Origin of the sequence: Halobacterium sp. GSL-19 (assembly GCF_016917855.1) — an archaeon.
GTDB classification, from domain to species: domain Archaea; phylum Halobacteriota; class Halobacteria; order Halobacteriales; family Halobacteriaceae; genus Halobacterium; species Halobacterium salinarum.
In genome coordinates this window covers 822,704-842,254 of sequence record NZ_CP070377.1, presented here as the reverse complement: position 1 = coordinate 842,254, position 19,551 = coordinate 822,704, and the positions used below count along the sequence as shown (strand labels likewise).

The 19,551-nt window shown below is 68.7% G+C and carries 29 protein-coding genes; 16 read left to right on the top strand and 13 right to left on the bottom strand.

Annotated features, from left to right (window positions below; genetic code table 11):
- The first annotated feature begins 46 nt into the window (after positions 1 to 46).
- Entirely contained in the window at positions 47 to 502 is a 456-nt protein-coding gene (locus JT689_RS06175; protein WP_229373424.1) for a hypothetical protein, read from the top strand.
- A gap of 20 nt (positions 503 to 522) precedes the next feature.
- Here the strand turns inward: JT689_RS06175 and JT689_RS06170 are convergent, their stop codons facing one another.
- The 3 genes from JT689_RS06170 to JT689_RS06160 form a co-directional block, all read right to left on the bottom strand.
- The gene (locus JT689_RS06170) at positions 523 to 1,140 is read right to left on the bottom strand and encodes a halocyanin domain-containing protein (protein ID WP_010902858.1); all 618 of its coding nucleotides are present in this window, start codon (positions 1,138 to 1,140) and stop codon (positions 523 to 525) included.
- Positions 1,141 to 1,146: 6 nt separating this feature from the next.
- Positions 1,147 to 2,286 (bottom strand): multicopper oxidase family protein, encoded by a 1,140-nt coding sequence (locus JT689_RS06165; protein ID WP_136361417.1) that lies wholly within the window; start codon positions 2,284 to 2,286, stop codon positions 1,147 to 1,149.
- 131 nt (positions 2,287 to 2,417) lie between these two features.
- Positions 2,418 to 3,488 (bottom strand): radical SAM protein, encoded by a 1,071-nt coding sequence (locus tag JT689_RS06160; protein WP_205251799.1) that lies wholly within the window; start codon positions 3,486 to 3,488, stop codon positions 2,418 to 2,420.
- Positions 3,489 to 3,629: 141 nt separating this feature from the next.
- Between JT689_RS06160 and JT689_RS06155 the strand changes: the two genes are divergently transcribed.
- Both JT689_RS06155 and JT689_RS06150 read left to right on the top strand, forming a co-directional pair.
- Positions 3,630 to 3,881, top strand: coding sequence for an Htur_1727 family rSAM-partnered candidate RiPP (locus tag JT689_RS06155; protein ID WP_010902855.1), 252 nt, complete (start codon positions 3,630 to 3,632; stop codon positions 3,879 to 3,881).
- Positions 3,878 to 5,083 (top strand): TIGR04347 family pseudo-SAM/SPASM protein, encoded by a 1,206-nt coding sequence (locus tag JT689_RS06150; protein WP_010902854.1) that lies wholly within the window; start codon positions 3,878 to 3,880, stop codon positions 5,081 to 5,083. Before JT689_RS06155 ends, JT689_RS06150 begins: the two co-directional genes overlap by 4 nt.
- A 33-nt stretch (positions 5,084 to 5,116) precedes the next feature.
- On the opposite strand, the gene JT689_RS06145 is transcribed toward JT689_RS06150, so the two are convergent.
- The 3 genes from JT689_RS06145 to msrA all read right to left on the bottom strand — a co-directional run bounded on the left by JT689_RS06145 (position 5,117) and on the right by msrA (position 6,882).
- A complete protein-coding gene (locus JT689_RS06145; RefSeq protein WP_205251798.1) occupies positions 5,117 to 5,605 on the bottom strand; it encodes a pyridoxamine 5'-phosphate oxidase family protein in 489 nt (162 codons plus the stop codon).
- A gap of 76 nt (positions 5,606 to 5,681) precedes the next feature.
- Positions 5,682 to 6,305, bottom strand: coding sequence for an archaellin/type IV pilin N-terminal domain-containing protein (locus JT689_RS06140; RefSeq protein ID WP_205251797.1), 624 nt, complete (start codon positions 6,303 to 6,305; stop codon positions 5,682 to 5,684).
- 43 nt (positions 6,306 to 6,348) lie between these two features.
- Positions 6,349 to 6,882, bottom strand: coding sequence for a peptide-methionine (S)-S-oxide reductase MsrA (gene msrA / locus JT689_RS06135; RefSeq protein WP_205251796.1), 534 nt, complete (start codon positions 6,880 to 6,882; stop codon positions 6,349 to 6,351).
- 118 nt (positions 6,883 to 7,000) lie between these two features.
- Between msrA and JT689_RS06130 the strand changes: the two genes are divergently transcribed.
- Positions 7,001 to 7,591: an AsnC family transcriptional regulator gene (locus JT689_RS06130; RefSeq protein WP_205251795.1), complete on the top strand. Its 591-nt coding sequence runs from the start codon at positions 7,001 to 7,003 to the stop codon at positions 7,589 to 7,591.
- Positions 7,591 to 7,821 carry a hypothetical protein gene (locus JT689_RS06125; protein WP_136361411.1) on the top strand — a complete coding sequence of 77 codons (231 nt, stop codon included), beginning with the start codon at positions 7,591 to 7,593 and terminating at the stop codon, positions 7,819 to 7,821. Before JT689_RS06130 ends, JT689_RS06125 begins: the two co-directional genes overlap by 1 nt.
- A gap of 13 nt (positions 7,822 to 7,834) precedes the next feature.
- Here the strand turns inward: JT689_RS06125 and JT689_RS06120 are convergent, their stop codons facing one another.
- Entirely contained in the window at positions 7,835 to 8,467 is a 633-nt protein-coding gene (locus JT689_RS06120) for a fibrillarin-like rRNA/tRNA 2'-O-methyltransferase (RefSeq protein WP_010902848.1), read from the bottom strand.
- The gene (locus JT689_RS06115) at positions 8,464 to 9,297 is read right to left on the bottom strand and encodes an NOP5/NOP56 family protein (protein ID WP_205251794.1); all 834 of its coding nucleotides are present in this window, start codon (positions 9,295 to 9,297) and stop codon (positions 8,464 to 8,466) included. Before JT689_RS06115 ends, JT689_RS06120 begins: the two co-directional genes overlap by 4 nt.
- A 117-nt stretch (positions 9,298 to 9,414) precedes the next feature.
- Here JT689_RS06115 and JT689_RS06110 point away from each other — a divergent pair, with 117 nt between their 5' ends.
- The 3 genes from JT689_RS06110 (at position 9,415) to JT689_RS06100 (ending at position 11,762) form a co-directional block, all read left to right on the top strand.
- Positions 9,415 to 11,241, top strand: coding sequence for an ATP-binding protein (locus JT689_RS06110; RefSeq protein ID WP_205251793.1), 1,827 nt, complete (start codon positions 9,415 to 9,417; stop codon positions 11,239 to 11,241).
- 78 nt (positions 11,242 to 11,319) lie between these two features.
- Positions 11,320 to 11,493, top strand: a complete 174-nt coding sequence (locus JT689_RS06105; protein WP_010902845.1) for an HVO_2753 family zinc finger protein — start codon at positions 11,320 to 11,322, stop codon at positions 11,491 to 11,493.
- Positions 11,494 to 11,495: 2 nt separating this feature from the next.
- Positions 11,496 to 11,762: an elongation factor 1-beta gene (locus JT689_RS06100; RefSeq protein ID WP_012289285.1), complete on the top strand. Its 267-nt coding sequence runs from the start codon at positions 11,496 to 11,498 to the stop codon at positions 11,760 to 11,762.
- A gap of 69 nt (positions 11,763 to 11,831) precedes the next feature.
- Here the strand turns inward: JT689_RS06100 and JT689_RS06095 are convergent, their stop codons facing one another.
- Entirely contained in the window at positions 11,832 to 13,013 is a 1,182-nt protein-coding gene (locus JT689_RS06095) for a cystathionine gamma-synthase (RefSeq protein ID WP_205251792.1), read from the bottom strand.
- Between the two features lie 115 nt (positions 13,014 to 13,128).
- Between JT689_RS06095 and JT689_RS06090 the strand changes: the two genes are divergently transcribed.
- The 8 genes from JT689_RS06090 to JT689_RS06055 all read left to right on the top strand — a co-directional run bounded on the left by JT689_RS06090 (position 13,129) and on the right by JT689_RS06055 (position 18,230).
- Positions 13,129 to 13,275: a hydrogenase maturation nickel metallochaperone HypA gene (locus JT689_RS06090; protein ID WP_221287685.1), complete on the top strand. Its 147-nt coding sequence runs from the start codon at positions 13,129 to 13,131 to the stop codon at positions 13,273 to 13,275.
- Positions 13,276 to 13,405: 130 nt separating this feature from the next.
- Positions 13,406 to 13,705: a 50S ribosomal protein L21e gene (locus JT689_RS06085; protein ID WP_010902842.1), complete on the top strand. Its 300-nt coding sequence runs from the start codon at positions 13,406 to 13,408 to the stop codon at positions 13,703 to 13,705.
- Complete coding sequence (locus tag JT689_RS06080; protein WP_010902841.1) at positions 13,705 to 14,064, top strand: RNA polymerase Rpb4 family protein; 360 nt, start codon at positions 13,705 to 13,707, stop codon at positions 14,062 to 14,064. The genes JT689_RS06085 and JT689_RS06080 overlap by 1 nt, the downstream gene beginning before the upstream one ends.
- A 41-nt stretch (positions 14,065 to 14,105) precedes the next feature.
- Positions 14,106 to 14,699, top strand: coding sequence for a DUF655 domain-containing protein (locus JT689_RS06075; protein ID WP_136361407.1), 594 nt, complete (start codon positions 14,106 to 14,108; stop codon positions 14,697 to 14,699).
- 37 nt (positions 14,700 to 14,736) lie between these two features.
- On the top strand, positions 14,737 to 15,585 hold the full coding sequence (locus JT689_RS06070) for a 16S ribosomal RNA methyltransferase A (protein ID WP_205251791.1): 849 nt from the start codon (positions 14,737 to 14,739) through the stop codon (positions 15,583 to 15,585).
- The gene (locus JT689_RS06065; protein ID WP_229373422.1) at positions 15,582 to 16,658 is read left to right on the top strand and encodes a mechanosensitive ion channel family protein; all 1,077 of its coding nucleotides are present in this window, start codon (positions 15,582 to 15,584) and stop codon (positions 16,656 to 16,658) included. The genes JT689_RS06070 and JT689_RS06065 overlap by 4 nt, the downstream gene beginning before the upstream one ends.
- Complete coding sequence (locus JT689_RS06060; protein ID WP_205251790.1) at positions 16,651 to 17,226, top strand: HemK2/MTQ2 family protein methyltransferase; 576 nt, start codon at positions 16,651 to 16,653, stop codon at positions 17,224 to 17,226. The genes JT689_RS06065 and JT689_RS06060 overlap by 8 nt, the downstream gene beginning before the upstream one ends.
- A 56-nt stretch (positions 17,227 to 17,282) precedes the next feature.
- Complete coding sequence (locus JT689_RS06055) at positions 17,283 to 18,230, top strand: 5-methyltetrahydropteroyltriglutamate--homocysteine methyltransferase (RefSeq protein ID WP_205251789.1); 948 nt, start codon at positions 17,283 to 17,285, stop codon at positions 18,228 to 18,230.
- A gap of 47 nt (positions 18,231 to 18,277) precedes the next feature.
- Here JT689_RS06055 and ndk read toward each other — a convergent pair whose 3' ends face one another.
- The 4 genes from ndk to rpl7ae are packed head-to-tail and all read right to left on the bottom strand — an operon-like array spanning position 18,278 to position 19,541.
- Complete coding sequence (gene ndk / locus JT689_RS06050) at positions 18,278 to 18,763, bottom strand: nucleoside-diphosphate kinase (protein WP_010902835.1); 486 nt, start codon at positions 18,761 to 18,763, stop codon at positions 18,278 to 18,280.
- Positions 18,760 to 18,948, bottom strand: coding sequence for a 50S ribosomal protein L24e (locus JT689_RS06045; RefSeq protein WP_010902834.1), 189 nt, complete (start codon positions 18,946 to 18,948; stop codon positions 18,760 to 18,762). The genes ndk and JT689_RS06045 overlap by 4 nt, the downstream gene beginning before the upstream one ends.
- Positions 18,948 to 19,172 (bottom strand): 30S ribosomal protein S28e, encoded by a 225-nt coding sequence (locus JT689_RS06040; protein WP_010902833.1) that lies wholly within the window; start codon positions 19,170 to 19,172, stop codon positions 18,948 to 18,950. The genes JT689_RS06045 and JT689_RS06040 overlap by 1 nt, the downstream gene beginning before the upstream one ends.
- A 6-nt stretch (positions 19,173 to 19,178) precedes the next feature.
- Positions 19,179 to 19,541, bottom strand: coding sequence for a 50S ribosomal protein L7Ae (rpl7ae, locus tag JT689_RS06035; RefSeq protein ID WP_010902832.1), 363 nt, complete (start codon positions 19,539 to 19,541; stop codon positions 19,179 to 19,181).
- Positions 19,542 to 19,551: the final 10 nt, after the last annotated feature.

The window sequence follows — 19,551 nt, the reverse complement described above, 5'->3', positions numbered from 1 at the left end:
GTAGCGTTCCGATAGCTTCTATACACAGCCCAGCCAACACCGGTGTGTGGTCACGTCTCCCGTGGTCGACGACCTCCGATACCAGCTCGTCGCGGAGGGCTGGATGACCGCCCACGCCCGCGTGAACCCCACGACGGTGATGGTGCGGGCGCTGCGCGGCGACGGCCAACACCCGCTGCGGCTGCTCGTGTTGGTCGGCGACGACAGCACCGCCACCGTCACGGAGCGACACGTGGCGTATCTGGTTGCCGGCGCTGGAGACACGGACGCCGACGCCACGCTGCTGACGGCGCTCGGTCGGATCACCGACGGCGCACACCGCGCCGCCGAGGCCAACGGCGTGGCTGTCGTTGCTCCGGCGACGATCCGAAACGACGACGTCGACACCACGATCCACGACATCCTGGTGGCGACCGCCGACGACGCCGGCAAGCGGTCCGTGCCCGCAGCCGCGGCCACTGACGACTCTGCGGTGGCCGTCCGTGACGCCACAGACACGTAACGTCGTGCCGCGGCGGGCGGTTACTCGTGGGTGTTCGGGTTGTGCGGACTGGGGTCCAGTGCGCGCCGCACGAACGGCATCAGCAACCCGATCCCGAGCGCGAACCCGGCGCCGAGCACGCCGAGGTTGCCCCAGTCGATGCCGCCGCTTGCTGCCCCGCCGACGTCGGCGTCGCCGACGACGACCGCGCCTTTCATCCCCATCGCACGATGGGGGCTGCAGAAGTACGTGTACACGCCCGCCGTCTCGAACGTGTGGCTGTCGGTGTACCCCTCGTTGTTGATCTCCTCGACGCCGCCCCAGTCGGCGCTGTCGGGCTGGCTCTCGACGGCGACGTTGTGCGTGTTCGACACCCACTCGAAGGTCACCGTCGTGCCCGGGTCGACCCGCACGGCCGCCGGCCCGAACCCGTACGCGCCGCCGTTCGCGTCGACGCCGACGTCCACGGTGACCTCGCTGCTGCCGGTTTCGTCGCGGACGCCGTCGTAGTTGCTCACGTCGCCCAGCCAGTCGTCGATGCTGGCGCTCTGTGCTGCGCCACCGGCGGCGAACCCGCCGATTCCGGCCGCGGCCGCGCCGGCCCCAGCCGACCCCTGCAACACGCGCCGTCTCGTAACCGCTGAATCGCTGTCAGTCATCCTCACCTAGGCATCGTACCCTGCGAAGTCCATCAACTTCCCGAAGATGTCCGAGTCCATGGCGTCCTTGTAGACGATCCCCGAGAGCATGCCACCGGGGTAGAACGTGCCGTTCATCACGTGGTTGACCTTGTGGCAGTGCATCAGGTAGATGCCGGGGTCGGCGTCGGCCTGGAACTCGATGGTGTGGCGCTCGGCGGGAGCCATGTCGGTGATGTCCATGGTGTGTTGGGCGGCCGCCGGGATCTGCCCGCCGTCCTTCTCGACCATGCGGAAGCGGTGGTTGTGGATGTGCAGCGGGTGGTTCATGTACCCGCCGTTGACCAGGTGGAGCCGGACCGTATCACCCTGCTCGACGATGACCGGTGAGCCGTCCTCGGGGTGGAGGGTTCGCGGCGCGGACTTGCCGTTGACGGTGAACACGTCGGGGTTGCGGGTGCGCGGGCTGTAGTCGACGTCCTCGCCGGCCATGCTGCGGTTCAGCCGCGAGTCCCAGTCTTTGACCGTCATGAAGTACTCCTTGTCGGCGGGCTCGTACCCCTTGGGGTCGATGCGGAAGATGCCGTACATCCCCATGTCGATGTGGCGCTGGGTCTGGTAGTGGCAGTGGTAGAGGTGCGTTCCCGGGACGTTGGCGGGAATGGTGTAGGTGTGTTTCTCCCCGGGGCCGACCCGGATGCCGGTGGTCGTCGGGACGCCGTCGTCCTCCCAGGCGGTCTGTGATCCGTGGAAATGCAGCGTGTGTGGGCGCTTGCCGTCCGTGTTGTCGAGCGTCACCTCGATGTCCTGGCCTTCCTCGGTGCGCACGATGGGGCCGGGCACGCTCGGGTCGCCGTCTTCGGTGGCGAACGCCCACACCCGGGGGAGCTTCACCGGGCCGCCCATCGAGTCCAAGGGGTGGACGTCGTGGACCGCCGGCACGCTTTTCAGCGTCACCTGGTTGCCCTGCTCGGTGGCGTCGACGACCTCCGGCGGGCTCGTGGTCGGGAGTCCGGATTGTTTGGCCGCAGTGGTCGTGTCCGTCACCGACTCCCCTCCGTCGGGAGCGGTGCAGCCGGCGATGGCAGCGGTCCCGACGCCAGCGGTCGCCGCCACGAAGTCACGCCGCGAGATGCCGAGGCCGGGAGCGCCGATCTGATCGGTCATACACGCCGTGCTATGGCCCCGCCACTTAATCGCAGCCCGCTGGTTCCACAGGTCAGGGAATCGTTCCTACGGTCTGGGAAGGATTCAGGCGCTGACACGACTGGTTTGGTGTCACCGAAACGATCGGACGGTCAGTCGTCGGCGGTCGCCTGGCGGTCGGGCAGTGGCCCGTCGTACCCGTCGGGCACGTGTGGACACAGCGGATCGCTGGCCATCGGCTCCCCGGTTGTCGCGTACGCCCGCGACCGACTCCCCCCACAGACGTTACGGAACGAACACGCCCCACACTTCCCCGTGAGCGCCTCGGTGTCGCGCAGCCGCTGGAACAGCTCGCTGTTCCGGTAGCTGTCCACCACCGAGCGCTCACGGACGTTTCCGGCCGACGACGGCAGGAACCCGGACGGATACACGGCCCCGGTGTGGGAGACGAACGCGAACCCGTCGCCCGCCGTGACGCCGGCCCGGCGCTGTGGCGCACTGTCACCCCCGCGCTGTGCGCGCACCCGCCGGTACATCGGTGCTTCCGTGGTCTTCACGCCGAACGCCTCGCTGCGCGCGACCCCGTCAAGCCACGCCATCACCTCCTCGGCGCGCGCCGGCGACACCGGATCGAGCGCACGCCCCCGACCGACGGGCACCAGGAAGAACACGCTCCACAACGCCACCCCCAACTCCGCGACGAGGTCGCGGATCGCCGGCAACGCTTCGACTGTGTCCGCACACACCGTCGTGTTCACTTGCAGGGGCACCCCAAGCTCCCGGACCGCGCGGGCCGCCCGCAGCGTCCGCTCGAAGCTCCCGGCCTCCCCGCGGAACTCGTCGTGGGCCGTCGGCGTCGCGCCGTCGATGCTCACGGCGAACTGCGCCACGCCCGCGTCGGCCAGTGCCTCGATCGCCGTGGGCGTCAGCGACGCCGTTCCGCTGGGCGTCACGGTCATGCGAAGCCCGCAGTCCGTGCCGTGCTCGACGAGTTCGACCGTGTCAGGCCTGGCAAGCGGGTCCCCGCCGGACAACACGACCAACTGCTCGTCGCCGAACGCCGCGGCGTCGGTCAGTAGCTGTTTGCCCTCGGCGGTCGACAGCTCCGACGGGTGTCGCTGTGGGCGTGCGCTCGCGCGACAGTGATCGCAGGCGAGCGCGCAGGCTTGTGTGACTTCCCAAACGAGTACGACTGGCCGTTCGCTGGTGTCAACTGGCGTCATGGATCAACCGGGGCCACACGCAGCACGCGGGAGCGACCCCACTTCGACCTCGGCCGTTCCAGGGCTTGTATCGGGGCGGGTGTTCCCAGCCGCCGGGAACCGACGCGACGCCCATTTGGGGCGCGCAGCTAGGTGGGCGTAATGACAGCCGACCGAACGCGGGTGACCGACGAACCGCGGAGCGCCACCGGCCGCGAATGGGAGGTGTTCGTTCGGGCGGACGCCGACGCCCCGCTCAAACACGTGGGAAGCGTGACGGCGGGCACTGCGGACACCGCACACGAGCACGCATCGTCGCTGTTCGACTGGGTCGCGCGATCCATCTGGGTGTGTCCGGCCGACGAAACCCAGCGCTACACGACCGGCGGCGTCGATGGGGGGCGATCAGCGTGATCTCCGTCAGCAAGCTGCTCTGTGATCTGGACGCCGAAAGCGACGGGCTGCGGTACGACGCTGCCGCGGAGTCCTCCGAGGAACAGATCACCGAGGACAAACAGCAGCGGCCGGTCGTCGTCTGGAACCTCACCAAGCAGTGCAACCTCTACTGCTCGCACTGCTACGCCGCCGCGGACACCGAGACAGCGCCGGGGGAACTCTCCACGGCCGAGGGCAAAGCGCTGTTGGACGACCTCGCTGACTTCGGCATCCCCGTCGTCCTGTTCTCCGGGGGCGAGCCGATGGTCCGCGACGACCTCGAAGAACTCATCGCGTACGCCGACGACAACGGCATCCGGCCCGTGCTCTCGACGAACGGCACGCTCATCACCGCGGAGCGGGCGGCGGCGATGAAAGACGCCGGCCTGAAATACGCCGGCATCTCCGTGGACGGCCTCCCCGAGCGCAACGACGAGTTCCGCGGCGAGGAGGGCGCGTTCGACGCCGCGGTTCGGGGCATCGAGAACAGCCTCGACGCCGGCCTGAAAACCGGGCTGCGCTACACGATCACCGAGGCCAACGCGCCCGACCTCCCGGAGGTCGTCGACCTCCTGCACGACGTGGGCCTGGACCGGTTCTGTTTCTACCATCTCGACTACGGCGGCCGCGGCGCGGACATCTCGAACCTGGATCTGTCCCCGGCGGACACCCGGACGGCGGTCCGGACGGTGTGTGACCTCACGCGCGAATACCACGCCCAGGGCAAGGAGATCGAGACGCTGCTGGTCGGGAACTACGCCGACGCGGGGTTCCTCGTGGAGTACGCCCGCGAGGAGCTCGGCGACCAGCAGGCCGACCACATCTACCGCTACCTCGAAGCCAACGGCGGCGACCCGACCGGCGAACGCATCGCTGACGTGGACTACCAGGGCAACGTCCACATGACGCAGTTCTGGCAGGGGTACAGCCTCGGGAACGTCCGCGATCGGTCGTTCGGCGACATCTGGAGCGACGACACCAACCCCCTGCTGGCCGGGTTGCGCGACCGCGACGACCGACTCACGGGGCGGTGTGCGTCCTGCCAGTACCGGTCGATCTGTCGGGGCGGCTCGCGGCTGCGCGCGCTCTCCGCCGGCGGCCCCTTCGACCCCGACCCGAAATGCTATCTCACCGAAGCCGAGCGCGAGCCGGAGCGCACCGGCGACGCCTCGGCGGACTGACCGCGGCGGCCGCCCACCGGTGTCGCTGCGGTGTTACCCGTTGTCGTCGGTGGTCGGGGGCGTCCAGTGGCCGCCGGCGCGTCCGCTCATTGAATCCGGCGTGAGTTCGTACCACTGCACGGACAGCTCGGCGGCGGCCTCCTCGAAGACGTTCATGCTGACCGTGTCGGCGTGCTCGGCGAACGCCGCCTGCCGTTCGGCGTCGTGCTCGACGGCTGCCATCTCCCCGGTCACCACGACGCTGGCCCAGTCATCGGGGCTCGCCCGGTCGTAACACACCAGTGACGCACTGTCGGTCTCACTGAGCCGCGTGCCCTTCTCGCTGTCCGGACCGAACAGACACTGGAAGACGAGGCGCGGGCCGTCAGTGACGCCAAACGACATCGGCACCGACAGCGGTGGGGCACCCGCCAGCGAGAGCACGCCGTCCCCAGCCCGCCGGAGGTACGCCACCACCTGCGTGGTCGTCATTCTGACACCCGCGTCCGCGGGCGGCTGGTCGTCGGGCGCATCTGAGCTCATTGCGTGTGGTACTCACGGACCCCGGCACTCTTGAAGCGTGGGCGTCGTTCCAGCGTGCTGGGACGGCCACCCGGGGTTACACGCTGACCGCCGATGCCCCGGTCACCGACTCGGGAACCGAAACCCAGTACGTCGTCGAAGCGCCGTACTGGGTGGTGATGACGAGCTCCGCCCGTTCGCCCGCGTACAGCCCGTGGTTGTCGTTGCTGGTGCCCGAGAAGCTATCCTGGTTCTCCTCGACCGCGGTGGCGTTGATGACGATCTCGATGCGGTCCTCGGCGTCGGCAAGTACCGTGGCCGAGTTGCCGGTCGTCTTGCGGGTCGTGAACCGGCTGCTGTTGGCGGTCCCATCGGTCCACGACAGCGTGGTGGCCTGCCGCGGCCCGACCCAATCGACGGTCACGTCAGAGACGTTCACGTTGCCCGAGCCAGCCGACTGGCCCACGACGATCTCGATGTCCGATACTGTCCCGTCGGTGAAGGGGTCGTCGGTAGCGTTGGTTATCGTCCCGAACGCCCCCGTGACCGACACGCCGTTGGTGACCTGTCCGACCGCCTCCTCGCCGGTGGCGTCACCGCGAGACTGCAACATGCCGCCGATGTCGACCAGCGTGCTTGCAGCCATCGCGGCCACCAGGATCATCGCCATGAACACCACCAGGGTTCCGATCCCGACTTGTCCGCGACGCATCGACTCCATGTACTAGCGTTTGAGGTGTAACGGAATAAACCTGGGTCGATTCTTACTCGGTGCGAGCGCTGAACTGCTCGCGGACCTTCGAGACCTTTGGCGCGACGTTCACCGTGCAGTACGCCGCGTCCGGGTTCTTCTCGAAGTAGTTCTGGTGTTTCTCCGCGGCGGGATAGAACGTCTCCAGGGGCTCGATCTCGGTGACGATCGAGCCGTCGAAGGCGTCCGCGGCGGCGAGCTCATCGACGAACGCCGTGGCGCGCTCGTGTTGCTGGTCGTCGTGGGGGAGCACGATCGACCGATACTGGCTGCCAACGTCGGGCCCCTCGCGGTCCACCGTGGTCGGATCGTGGACCGTGAAAAAGACCTCCAGGACGTCCTCGTACGCGATTTCCGCGGTGTCGTACTCCACCTGCACGACTTCCGCGTGGCCGGTCGTCCCCGAACACACGTCTCGATAGGACGGGTCGGCGGTGTCCCCGCCAGCGTACCCCGAGGTCACGTCCGTCACCCCGGCGAGTTCCTCCATCGCCGCTTCCGTGCACCAAAAGCATCCGCCGCCGAGTGTCGCCGTCTCAGTGCCCATGGCTGTGCTGTTGGCCTGTACGCGGTTAACACCAGCGGGGGCGGCGGATGTCGCCGCCCCACGCCGCCGGGCAGTCGGCTGCGGCACGGCTTTGGGGCTCCGGCCGCGACCCACACGCATGTCGGATCTCGACGACACCGACCGCCGCATCCTCGCGTTGCTCGCGGCGGACGCGCGACGACCGTACAGCGACATTGCGGACGCGGTCGGGCTGTCCGCGCCAGCCGTCTCCGACCGGATCACGAAGCTCCAGGACGCCGGTGTGTTGCGGCGGTTCACGATCGATCTCGACCGCAGCCAGCTCCGGGAAGGGACCCACGTGCTCGTGTCGTTCGCCGTTCACCCCGGCCGCCAGGACGACGTGCGGGCGGCGGTCGCCGCCGCGGACGCCGTCGAACACGTCTTCGTCACCGCAGCCGGCGATGTCACGTGTTCGGCGCGGCTGCCGGTCGCGGACGTCTCGGACTGGGTGGCAGACACCGTCGAGTTCGAGGCCATCACTGACTACGAGGTGACCGCGCTCGCGGCGGCGAGCTGGGAGCCCACGGCCGGCAGCGCGGACCTCGCGTTGGCCTGCGACGAGTGTGGGAACACCGTCACCAGCGAGGGCACGACCGCCACCATCGACGGGGACCGCCACCACTTCTGTTGTCAGTCCTGCGAGCGCCAGTTCCGCCAGCGATACGAGCGCCTGGACGCCGACGCCTGATGCAGCGCCACCGCTTCGTCACGCTGTCGCTGCTCGCGTTCGGGCTGGTGCTCGTGGGGTTCGTCACGCTGGGGTTCAGCCGCATCGTGTTGCCGTACCACGTCGCGCGGCTGCTGGCCGCGCCCGCGATCCTCGGGGCGGCCGCGCTCATCTGCTGGCTCGCCGTGCAGGCCGCGCTCATCGTGGCCGGCGTGCGCACCCTGGAGCCAGACGGCGAGCCCCGCGACTGATCCGGGCGGCGCGCTACCGTGGCGTCGCCACGACCGCCAAGTGGTCCTCGTGGAACGGCTCCATGCGCGCGGTCGCACGCACCTCGTACCCGTCACGGAGTCTCCCGAGGAGGTCCTCGAAGACAGCCGCCGGGTCGGCGGTCACGTCCTCGCTGCGGGCCTTCAGGGCCGCCACGAGTCGCCCATCGTCGGCGAGGAACTGCCGGTTCGACAGCGCCACGTCCGCCTGCCCGCGGGTCGCCACGTCCTGCACGATGGCGTCCACGCCCGATTCGACCACGTGGGCGTACGTCTCGGGCGCTCGCGCGTCCTTCAACAGCGGGAACAGCCGCTCCCGGGAGTCGGCCACCGCCAGCAGATCCGTGACTGGTCGGGGCGCGAACTCCACGGCGTACGTCGGCCCCGCGAAATCCGCCACGTGGCTCACTGTGGTGCCGTTCGCCGCCCCCAAATACAGCACTGCGTCCCCGCCCGACAGCCCGGTGTCGAGGCCGAGCTCGAACGTCGCGCCGAGCTTCGACCGGTGGGCGTCCCAGCGCCGCCACCCGTCGACGACCGGCTCGCCGTACGCGGGCTCGCCCCGAGTCGCCAGCACGCCGTCCTCGTCGCCGAACGACCGCCGCTGGACGCCTGCGGGGAGGCTCATTCGGTCTCACGAGCGCGAATGCGCTCCATGCGGGCGTCCAGTTCGGCTTCGAGATCCGGCCGGCGGTCCCCCGAGTAGTGGTCGACGCGCGCGGCGATGGTGAGCTTCCCGGCGAGCGCTCGGGCCGCCGACCCCCGCTGGTCGGGGTGGGTGCCGCGGACGTACTCGTGGGTGTAGATGACGCCGTGTTTCGGGGAGGGCGCGTGCCCACGGAGGTGCGCGAACAGGGCGTCCTCGGCACCCAGCACCTGTACCGTGCCGGACGGCAGCTTCGCCAGGTCGTCGAGGCCGCCCGCGAGCGCGATGAGCCGCGCCGCCAGCACCGGCCCGGCCAGCATCGAGAGGTTCGGCGCGACTGTCGGGGCGTGGGTCTCGACGAACCCCTGCGCGCGGTCGCGCTCGTCGGCGAGATCGGTCGCGCGCTCGCACAGCGCGATCGCGCGCTCCTCGGTGGGGCTGTTCGCGCTCCGGCCGGCGACGTCGCGCGCGCCAGCGATCCCGTCGTCGACGCCGTCGAACAGCGTGCGCGCCCACTCGACGGCGCGCTCGGCGACCTCGTTGGCGGCGTCCGAGAGGTCGCCGATCGTCCGCACCGCGTGGACGAGTTGCTGGTCGTCGGCGCGCTCGCGCTCCCTGACGGCCGCCCGCGTGGCGGCTCGGGTCGCGTCCCGCAAGCGGTCGTAATACTCGTCGGCGTCGTCCACAAAGCCGTCTTCGACGGCGGCCGCCGGCCAGTTCTCGGGGGCGTCCGCGTGGCCGTTCCGAACGGCGTCGGCGGCCGCGTCGGCGTCCCGAACAGCCGTGTCCGCGAACCATCCGTGCGTGGTCATGGCGCGAGGTTCCGGCTGCGTGCGGTTAAACGTACGCTCACCAGCCACAACCGATCAACTCGACTACGTGTTCCGGCGGTGTTAAGCCCGCCACCATCATACGTGGTAACACGGATCATGAACAGCGATCGCGCGCACACCACCACCAGCGACCCGCAGCCGGTGTCTCTCGTCTGCGACCGCGACGGCACGATCCGCAACTGGAACGCCGCCGTGGCCGCCGCCGCGCCCGGCGACCACCCCACTGACGGCACACACCTCGCGGACGTGCTGTCCATCGACGACCCGCAGTCGCTGATCGAAGCCGCCCAAACGCACGGCACAGCGACCGCCGAGGGCGGGTTCGCGCACGCACCCACGACCCAGTACGACTTCCACGCCAGCCGCCTCGTCGACGGCAGGATCACCATCCACGGCACCGCCACAACGCCCCCGGACATCCGCCAGGCCTCCTGGGTCGACCGCGTCACCGACGCCTTCGTCGCCGTCGACAACGACGCCCGGATCACGTACGTCAACGCCGAGGCCGAGTCGCTGCTCTCGGCGGCAGAGTCGGCCACGCCCGACACGCTGTTGGGCTGCCCCCTCTGGGATGTACTCCCCGCCTCCGTCGGCCCGCGCTTCCGGGACGCCTACCGAACGGCGGTCGACAGCCAGGACGCCGTCTCGTTCACCGGTCGCTACGACCCTGCCGACGCCGTCATCGAAGCCCGACTGTTCCCCTCCTCGTCGGGCGTGTCGGTCTACCTCCAGGACGTCACGGAACGCCACACCCACCTCGAAACGATCGAGAAACGCGAACGCGTCCTTCGGCGCCTCTACGAGGAGACCGCGGAGACCAACCGCCAGCCGGCCGCCCGCGCCGACACCATGCTGGCCATCGGCTGTGACTTCCTCGGGGTGGCCTACGGCACGCTCTCGGAGGTCTCGGACGACACCTACGAGTTCAAGCACGTGCGCGCGCCGCCCCACGCCGACGTGAGCGAGGGCACGGTCGTCCCGCTCTCGGAGACGTGTTGCGAGCGCGTCGTCACCACCGAGCAGACCGTCGTCTTCTCCGACGTCGAGGACGCCACCACCCCGCCGGAGTTCGTTGTGCCCGGCCCCCCGGAGGGCGTGTCTGTCGGCTCGTACATCGGCGCGCCGCTGTTCGCCGACGGCGACCTGTACGGGACGCTTTGCTTCTACGATCCGGAGCCACAGCCCGAACCGTTCAGCGACTGGGCGGTGACGATCGTGGATCTGATGGCGCAGTGGCTGACCGCCGAGCTCACCGACCGCCACATCCGAACCCAGCTTGAGGAGCGCAACGAGCGCCTGGAGGACTTCGCGTCGATCGTCTCCCACGATATCCGCAACCCGCTGAACGTGGCCAGTGGCTCCCTCGAACTCGCCGCCGACTCCGGCGCGCCCGAGCACTTCGACCGGTGTCGCCGCGCCATCGAACGCATGAACGCGCTCGTCGACGACCTGCTGGTGTTGGCCCGCACCGGCTGCTCGGCGGCCGAACGGGAGCCGGTCGACCTGGCCGCGGTCGCCGACGACGCCTGGAGCACCGTCGACACCGACACCGCCGCACTGACCGTCACCGCCACCACCCGGGTGTCGGCCGACCGCAGCCGCCTCCAGGAACTCCTCGCGAACCTCTTCCGGAACGCCGTCGAACACGGCAGCCAGCCCGCCGCCGACGAACCGGTGACGGTGACCGTCGGCGACGCCCCGGGCGGTTTCTACGTCGCCGACGACGGCCGGGGGATCCCCGAGTCGGACCGTGACACGGTCTTCGACCACGGGTTCACGACGAGCGCGGACGGCACCGGGTTCGGCCTGAGCATCGTCCGCGATGTCGCCGACGCCCACGACTGGACCGTCTCGGTCACCACAAGCGACGACGGCGGTGCACGGCTCACGATCACCGGCACCGACGCGCTCACCCACGAGTGAGTCGTGGTCACATGATCTCGCGCCGGCCCGCGGTGCCGAAAGACAATGGTTAAAACGCGTCCGGGCGATACCAGTTGTATGAGCGAAGCCTCGCAGGCGCGCAAGTGCGTCTCCTGTGGCATCAACATCTCCGGTACCACCGCTGCCTCGTTCAAGTGCCCGGACTGCGGCCAGCAGATTTACCGCTGTGCAAAGTGCCGCAAGCAGAGCAACCTCTACGAATGCCCCGACTGCGGGTTCCGGGGGCCATAACGATGAGCAAGGTCGCTGCCGTGCTCAAGGTCATGCCGGACAGCCCCGACATCGACCTCGACGGCCTCGAAGCCGACCTCTCGGAGTCACTGCCCGACGGCGCCGAGATCAACGGGACGGACACCGAGGAGGTCGCGTTCGGGCTGACCGCGCTGCTCACAACGGTCATCGTTCCGGACGACTCCGGCGGGACCGAAGCCGTCGAGGACGCCTTCGGCGCCGTCGACGACGTCGAATCCGTCAGCGTCGAAGAAGTCGGCCGCCTGTAATCACCACCCGTTTTCAGCCGTTCTCACCGCACACAGCGCCGCCAGAACCCACGCCGTGGGTCTACTACACTACTGCAGGGCGGCCTCGATGGCCTGCTGGAGGTCCGCCTTGAGATCGTCGACGTGCTCGACGCCGATGCTCGCCCGGATCAGCCCGTCGGTGAGCCCCGCGGCCTCCCGTTCGGCCTTCGGGATGGCGGCGTGAGTCATCGCCGCGGGCTGCTCGATCAGTGACTCCACGCCGCCCAGTGACTCCGCGAGCGTGAACACGTCGGTCTCCTCGACGAACGCGCTGGCCGCTTCGAGGGTGGCGTCCAACTCGAAGGAGACCATGCCGCCGAAGCCGTCCATCTGCGCGGCGGCCAGCTCGTGGTCGGGGTGGCTCTCCAGGCCCGGGTAGTGGACCTGGCTGACGTGCTCGTGATCCGCAAGCCACGCCGCAAGCTCCATGGCCGTCTCACAGTGGCGGTCCATGCGCACGCCCAGGGTTTTCGTGCCGCGCAACACCAGGAAGCAGTCGAACGGACTGGGCGTCGCGCCGACGGAGTTCTGGTAGAACCCGAACTGCTCGTCGAGGTCGTCGTCGTCGGTGATCAGCGCGCCCGCAACGAGATCGCTGTGCCCGCCGAGGTACTTCGTGAGGCTGTGCGAGACGATGTCGGCACCGAACTCCAGGGGGCGCTGGAGGTACGGCGTCGCGAACGTGTTGTCCACCGCACACAGCGCGTCGTGCTCGTGGGCGATGTCCGCGAGCGCGCCGATGTCGTTGACGTTCAACAACGGGTTCGTCGGGGTCTCCACCCAGAGGAGTTCCGTCGCCTCCCCCATGGCCTCCCGGACGGCGTCGTGGTCGGTGGTGTCGACGAAGTCGAAGTCGATGTCGTAGTCCTCGTAGACCTGCGTGAAGATGCGGTGGGTGCCGCCGTACACGTCGTCGCCCGCTACCACGTGGTCGCCGGCCTCCAGGAGGTTCAACACGGTGTTGATCGCGGCCATTCCGGAGGCGAACGCGCGCCCGTGCTCGCCGCCTTCCAGGCTCGCGAGGTTGGCTTCCAGATCCGTGCGCGTCGGGTTGCCCGTCCGGGAGTACTCGTAGCCGCGGTGATCGCCGGGGCCGTCCTGGACGTACGTCGAGTTCGCGAAGATCGGCGTCATCAGCGCGCCCGTCTCCGAGTCCGGCGCTTGGCCCGCGTGGATCGCGCGTGTCTGGAACCGGTCGGCTGCGTCATCGGCGTCGTCGTTGCCGCTCATACGAGCATGTTGCCGGCCCGCGAGTTAGGCTTGTTCGTTCCGGACGCCACCACCCACACGATTCGAAATCGAACCCATCATTAAGTAGCTGGTCGTGTAATCGACATCCGTGGTACTGAACCGTCTCCGAGCGCTCGTCGACACCCAGCCCGGACTCGTGCGCGAATGCCGGGACTGCGGGACAACCCTGGGTGAGGACAGCGACGACGCGACAGTGTGTCCGACCTGTGGCTCCAGCGAGATCGCGACCTACGACCTCTGACCCCGCGGTGTGGTGTCGCCGCTGTGGGGCGTGGCGCGTGCTCGCGTGGAAACGCCGCCGTAGCGTCGTGGCCGCTGCCTCGGAACGGTTCTTTTTTACCTGCGACGGAAATAGAGTGGAGCATACGACCATGCCGAACTCCAATGGACCTCTCAGCAACAGTGGTGGGAAGCTGCAAAACGACCCGCGAGATCGCGGCACGTCGCCGCCCCAGCGCGCCATCGCGGACTACGACGACGGCGAATCCGTCCACCTCACGCTCGACCCGAGCGTTCAGGACGGACGGTTCCACCCGCGATTCAGCGGCCTGACCGGCACTGTTGTCGGCACACAGGGCGACGCGTTCAAAGTCGAAGTCAACGACGGCGGCATGGACAAGACGCTCATCGTGGGGGCGGCCCACCTGCGAACGCAGCGCCAGGAGGAGTAATGACGATCTTCAAGGAGACAGTCGAGACGGAGCCGCTCACGGTCTCGGAAGCGAAAGCGCTGCTCTCCGAGGTCGAGACCGAGCGCGCCCTCGACGAGGACCGTGAGCTTCGCTTCGAGCTGTCCCGCGCCATCGAGCACGCCAATCGGTTCGCGTTGCTGGAGCCGGCGGAGTCCCGGGAGTTCGTCGACGAACTGCTCGCGCTCGACGTGCTTGACGACGAGGCCGTGGCGTACAAGATCGTGGACTTGCTTCCACGCACGCGAACGGAGCTGCGGTCGGTGTTCGCCAACGAACGCTACGCGATGTCCGGCGACGAGCTGGACGAGATTCTCGACGTCGTCGCGAAGTACGTCTGAGCGGCCAACCGTTTAAGTGTTGGCTGGGCGTACGTCTCCGTATGAGTGATACGTCTACGACGGACGCCAACAGTGACAGCGGTGCCGACGGCGACTCCGAGTCGGCTGTTGTCCTTGATTTCCTCGCACACGGGCGGTCCGACGGGCGGAGCTACGGCGACGGCGCAGTCGGGTATGCGGTCTCAACCATCGACTTCACGCTCTACGAGCTCAGTCTCTCTTCGGACGCCGACATCGGGATCCTCGACCGCGTGCAGGTGCGCCCGGAGTTCGAGACCGGCATCGAGCGCGGCCGCGAGGTCGAATACGACGACCTCTCGGACGGCGCGCGCTCGGAGCTCGATTACGTCGTCGAGGACGTCGTCGACGCCAACGAACGGCGCTTTGTCGACTTCTACAACGACGCCCAGCCGATCTCGCTGCGCCTGCATCAGCTGAACCTCCTGCCGGGCATCGGCGAGAAGCTCCGCGACAACATCCTCGAGGAACGCAAGCGCCGCGGTCCCTTCGAGAGCTTCGCGGACGTCAGCGAGCGCGTCGACGGCCTCCACACGCCACAGGAAGTCATCGTCGAGCGCATCCTCGATGAGATCCGCGACCCCGACCTGAAGTACTACAACTTTGCCGCCTCGTAGCGGGGGGTTTAGGGAAGCGCACGCAGTAGCTCCGACAATGACTGCGCCACGCGACCCCGACGCGCTGATCCGGCGCGCGGGCCGCCCCGACCCCGACTTCGACCAGCATTTCCTCATCGACGACCGCGTGCTCGATCGCATCCCGACGTACGCCGACGGCTTCGACCGGGGGCACGTCCTCGAGATCGGCGCGGGCACGGGCGCGCTCACGGACCGACTGCTGTCGGTCGCGGACCGCGTGACCGCCGTCGAGCGCGACGAATCGTACGCCTCGTTCCTCCGCGAGGAGTTCGCCGACGCGATCGCGGCGGGCGACCTCGATGTGGTGGCCGGGGACGCCCTGGCTGTCGACCTCCCGGCGTTCACGTGCGCGGTCTCGAACCTCCCCTACGGGGTCGCAAGCGAGGTGACCTTCCGGCTGCTGCCGGCGGGCAAGCCGATGGTGTTGATGTACCAACTCGAGTTCGCCGAGCGGATGGCCGCCGATCCGGGCACGAGCGAGTACGGCCGGCTCTCGGTGGCGACACAGCATTACGCCGACGTTTCGATCGTTGAAACGGTCCCGGCGGCCGCGTTCGACCCGCAGCCCCGCGTCGAGAGCGCGGTCGTCCGCGTCATCCCACGCGACCCCGACTACGTGGTGGCCGACGAGGCGTTCTTCCTGTCGTTCGTGAAAGCGCTGTTCACCCAGCGCCGGAAGACAACGCGAAACGCCATCCGGAACACGGCCCACATCTCGGGGCTGGACGACCCCGACGCGGTGGTTGCAGCCGTCGACGACGACGTGCTGGGAACACGGCCGGGGTCGCTTTCGCCGGCCACGTTCGCGGCGCTCGCGAACGTCGCGTGGGGTGTTGAAACCGCACCCGGACCCGACCCACAGTGAGCGTGCCGTGGGCGCTCGGCGGCGGCGCACGGCTCACCGCCACCGCGGCCATCGTCGCCGTGGTGGCCGCCACGGTGTGGCTCGGGTGTCGGCTGTGGCGGCGACAGTCGGCCCGCAGTCGCCACGTCCTGACCGGGGTCGGCGTCGCCGCCGTGGTCGGCCTCGGCGGGATGACTGTGGTTGTTCTCTGGGGCGTCGAGGACGCGGTGCTTCGGGAGCTGAGCCGCGCCCAGGTGCGCGCCAGAGTGCTCGTCCGGGTGGCAATCACGATGGGGTTCGTTGCCGTCGTGTACGTCGGCACGGGCATCTTGGACGACGCCCTCGACCGCTTCACTGACGGCCACGACGGCATCACCGACCACCAGACGGAGGTCATGTTCCGCATCCTCCAGATCACGCTCTACATCGGCGCACTGATCGTGATCCTGGGGTTCTGGAACCTCGATCTCTCGGGGTTGCTGATCGGCGCGGGGTTCGCCGGGATCGTGCTCGGGATGGCCGCCCGCCAGACCCTGGGGTCGGTCATTGCCGGGCTGGTGTTGATGTTCTCGCGGCCGTTCGAGATCGGCGACTGGGTGCAGGTCGGCGACAAGCAAGGCATCGTCACCGACATCACGATCGTCAACACTCGCCTCCAGACGTTCGACGGCGAGTACGTGATGTTGCCCAACGACGTCGTCGGGTCGAGTGAGATCGTAAACCGCTCACGGAAGGGCCGCCTCCGGGTGCACGTGTCCGTTGGAGTCGACTACGAGACCGACGTTGAGCACGCGATGGACGTCGCCAAGAACGCGGTCAGCGACCTCGACGACGTGTTGTCGGTGCCCCGGCCCCAGGTCGTGTTGTCGTCGTTCGGCGACTCCGCGATCGTCATGGACGTTCGGGTGTGGATCGACAAACCGAGTTCGCGGCGACACTGGCGCGCACAGACCGCCGTGATCCAGTCGGTGAAAACCGCCTTCGATGACGCCGGCATCAAGATCCCGTTCCCCCAGCGCGAGATCGCGGGGCGCGCCGAAACCGGGGGGTTCCGGGTTCACGAACCCGGGGCCGACGGTGAGACCGATGACTGATCTCGGCGACCGCCGCGGTGCCGGCGCGGACGTCTACCAGCCCGCCGAAGACACCCACTTGCTGGCGACGGCGGCCGTCGGGGAACTCGACGACCCGTACGCGCGCGTGCTGGATGTCGGCACCGGCTCGGGGTACGTCGCGGCGACGGTTCGGGACGAAACCGGCGCTGACGTGGTGGGGACTGATCTCAACCCGTTTGCGGTCCGGCAGGCCGCCGACCGTGGCGTGCCGGTGGTTCGCGGCGACCTGGTCGCGCCGTTTCGCGACGACGCCTTCGACGCGGTGGTGTTCAATCCACCGTACCTGCCCCGCGAGGACGACACCCGCGACGACTGGATGGACGTCGCGCTGTCCGGCGGGGACACCGGGCGCCGCGTCATCGAATCGTTTTTCGACGCAGTGGGGCGCGTGCTGGCTCCTGACGGCGTGGTGATCATGCTCGTGAGCACGCTCACGGGCGTCGACGAGGTCGCCGCGTACGCCGGCGACCGCGGGTTCTCCGCGGCCGCGATCAGCGAGGAGTCGTTCCCCTTCGAGACGCTGACGGTGCTCAAGTTCCGGCGGTAGCCCGGCGGCGTCCCGATCCAGGAACGTATAACGGCGGCGGGCCACAACCGGAGCCCATGTCTCGGATCGCCACCACGCCAGGACTGCTCCCGAGTCCGGTCGCTCCCGACGACGGGGGTGGTGGGCCCACGCCCGTTGTTGCCGCCGACAGCGCCGTCCGCGACGCGCACCTCGCGGCCCAACGCGACGCCGACCTGGACCGGGTCGTCGAGGGGCAGGCGGGCTGGTGGGACGGCATCGTGCACCCGCTCGTCGCCCACGACAACGTCGCTCGCGGGCCGCTGGCGCACTCGACGGCGGTTGCTCGCGGTGTCTATCGCCGCCCCGTGGTCGCCGGGCCGCTCACCTTCGACGGCGGCCTCGGGGCTGACCTGGCGGCTGTGGCCGACCGTACTGCCAGCCTCCAGGCTGTCGTGCCCGGTCCGTACACCCTGTCGACGCTCGCCACCGACGACCACTACGGCGACCCCGTCGCGTTCCAGGCGGCCATCGCTGCGTTCCTCGCGGACGAACTCGCTGCCCTCCCCGACGCCGTCGCGACCGTCTTCGTCCTGGAGCCGTCCCTGATTGCGGCCCCGCCCGGCGACGGCGCAGACGAGCGCGCCAGCGACGCCATCGACACCGTCGCGGCCGCCGTCACCGACGCCGACGTGGTGGTGCACACGTACGGCGGGGCGCTCGACGAGAAAGTCCACGCGCACCTGCTCGACGCCGCCATCGACGCGGTGGGCTACGACCTGATCGCCGACCACGAGGACGCCGCCTACCTCGTCGGCGAGTACGGCACCGCCGACAGCATCGCGCTCGGCGTCGCCAACGCCCGAACCCCGGCCGTCGATGCGCCGGCGACGCTGCGCGAGCGCGTCGACTGGTTCGACGACCGCACCCCCAACGACTTCGCGACCGTCTACACCACCACTGACTCGGTGCTGGCAACGCTCCCCCAGTCACGACTCGTGGCACAACTGCGCGCGCTCGGCGCGGCCACCACGCCACAGTCGTGACTGCGCGCGCCCGAGCACTAGCAAGAAAACGCCGGACCAGCGCCGCGTCAGTCGTGGTCTGCGAGGTCCTCGTAGACCCACGCCGACGCATCGCGGTCCCAGTCCACGAGCTCGTCGTCGTCGAAGAACAACGCGATCTCGCGCTCGTTTGCGCCCTCGTCCTCGTGGTCGCTGCCGTGGATGAGGTTGTGCCCGAGGTCGTTGCCGTAGTCGCCGCGGATCGTGCCCGGCGCGGCGTCCTGGGCGTCCGTGGCTCCCATCAGCTGGCGGACCTGGCGGGTGGCGTCAGCGCCCTCCCACACCATCGCGAACACGGGCCCGGACGTGATGAACGACACCAGGCCGTCGAAGAACGGCTTGTCCTCGTGCTCGGCGTAATGCTCGTGGGCGAGCTCCTCGTCGATCCGCATGAACTTCCCGCCCACCATCTTCAGCCCCTTCGTTTCCAGTCGGGTGACGATGTCGCCGATGAGCCCGCGCTGGACGCCGTCGGGCTTGACCATCACGAACGTGCGCTCGTCGTGATCGGTCATTGCGTCTCCTCGACTTCCTCCTCGTCGGTCCACTCGACGTCGCGTGGCTCCCGGCCGAGGTCGGCGTTCTTCTCGCACTTCGCCGAACAGAAGTGCACGGTGCTACCGTCGTTGTGGACGAACATCGTTCCCGTCCCGGGTTCGATGTCGTCGCCACAGTAGTCACAGCTTCGAGTCTGGACCATTACTGACCACCGATGGAGTCCGCTTCGCGGGCCGTTTCCTTGAGCTGGATGACGTCACCAACTCGGACGGGGCCCAGGACGTTCCGCGTGATGATGCGGCCCTGGTTGCCACCCTCCTGGATGCGACACTTCACCTGCATCGCCTCGCCGTGCATCCCGGTCTTTCCGACGACCTCGATGACCTCGGCGGGCGTGGCGCCCTCTTCGGATTCCTCTGCGCTCATGGCTGGTTATTGGAGGTCCTCGACTTTCGTCGAGATGTCCTCGATTTCGTCTTCGGCGTCGCCGGCGGCGACGACGGCGGCGGCCGCGGAGCCAACTTCGAGGCCGGCGGCGTTCCCGAGTTCGTCCTGTGTCTCCACGAAGACGACCTCGATGCCTTTCTCTGCGGCGAGCTCCGGGAGGTGCATGACGATCTCCTCGGGGGAGACGTCCTCGGCGACGAACACGATGTCGGCGTTGCCGCGCTCGATCGCTTTCGTCGTCTCGTTGGTACCTTTCTTCACGCTGCCGGTGTCGCGAGCGACCTCAAGGGATTCGAGGGCTCGCTCCTGGAGGTCTGCTGGAACGTCGTAGTCTACGTATACTGGCATTTGTGTTCAC